General features: G+C 71.9%; 1 protein-coding gene and 1 pseudogene. Both read left to right on the top strand.

The window, feature by feature from the left end; translation table 11 throughout:
• Positions 1–319: 319 nt before the first annotated feature.
• Positions 320–631 (top strand): GNAT family N-acetyltransferase, encoded by a 312-nt coding sequence (locus NI18_RS27530; protein ID WP_306286563.1) that lies wholly within the window; start codon positions 320–322, stop codon positions 629–631.
• Positions 632–937: 306 nt separating this feature from the next.
• Positions 938–1,244: pseudogene (locus NI18_RS23820) on the top strand (laccase domain-containing protein); the annotation flags it as partial.

Here is a 1,244-nt window from a genome sequence, read left to right as displayed (position 1 = left end):
CGCTCAGGCCTCGCCCGAGGCGCTCGCCGCCGACCGCCGCCGGCTGATGGACGACATGGGGTCGTTGTTCAAAGCGCTCGCGATCACGTCGCCCGGCTGGCCCAACCCGGCCGCCTTCGCGTGATCACCTATCGCGACGCAGTCCCCGCCCGACGGCCCGCGCTCGCCGCGATGGCGCGCGCGTCGTTCACCGAGACGTTCGGCACGCTCTACCGCCCGCAGGATCTCGCCGCCTTCCTCGACCAGGCGTTCGGGCCGCAGGGCCTGCCGTCGCAGATCGGCGACCCCGCCTTCCGCATCCATGTCGCGCTCGACGAGGGTGCGATCGTCGGCTTCGCCAAGACCGGCCCGGTCGCCTTCCCCCGGCGACTGGCCCGCCACCGCGGTCGAGCTCTACCAGCTGTACGTCCGCGCCGACCGGCACCGCGCCGGCGTCGGCCCCGCGCTGATGGACTGGGCGCTCGCCACCGCGCGCGCCGACGCCCGGACCGAGATGATCCTCAGCGTCTATGTCGACAACCACCGCGCCCACCGCTTCTACCAGCGCTACGGCTTCACCGAGATCGGCCGCTACGTCTTCATGGTCGGCGAGAAGGCGGACGACGACCGCATCATGCGCCTGGCGCTATGAGGCGGCACCTCCACCCCAACCTCCACCCCGCGAAGGCCGGGGCCCAGTTGGGAAGGCCCAGCTAATGAAACGCCGCCCCCCGTTACTACCGTCCCCCCAACTGGACCCCCGGCCTCCGCGGGGTGGTGCCGGAATTCAACCAGGAAATCCGTGCAGCCTCACCCCCAGACCCCCACCCCCGGCGAAGGCCGGGGCCCAGTTGGCACGTCCCCGGTAATGAAGCGCCACCCCCCAGTTACAACCGTCCCCCCAACTGGACCCCCGGCCTCCGCGGGTGGTGCCAGAGCTTAAGCAGGACACACGCGCATGACTGACACCACCGCCCCCACCCCCATCCGCGCAAAATCGCTCGCTCCCATCCCCCACGGCTTCCTCACCCGCACCGGCGGAGTCTCGACCGGCGCCTATGCCAGCCTCAACACCGGCACCGGCTCCGACGATTCCCCCGCCGCGATCGCCGAAAACCGCCGCCGCGCGACCGACGCCGTCCTCCCCCGGTGCGCAGCTCGTCGGCCTCTACCAGATCCACTCCGCCGAGGCGGTGACGATCACCGCCCCCCGTCGACGACACATTCCGTCCGCGCGCCGACGCGCTCGTCACGACCGCCCCGGG

Origin of the sequence: Sphingomonas sp. Ant20 (genome assembly GCF_000783375.1) — a bacterium.
Classification (GTDB): domain Bacteria; phylum Pseudomonadota; class Alphaproteobacteria; order Sphingomonadales; family Sphingomonadaceae; genus Sphingomonas; species Sphingomonas aerolata.
The sequence above is the reverse complement of the archived record's forward strand: the minus strand, read 5'-3'. Positions and strand labels throughout refer to the sequence as shown.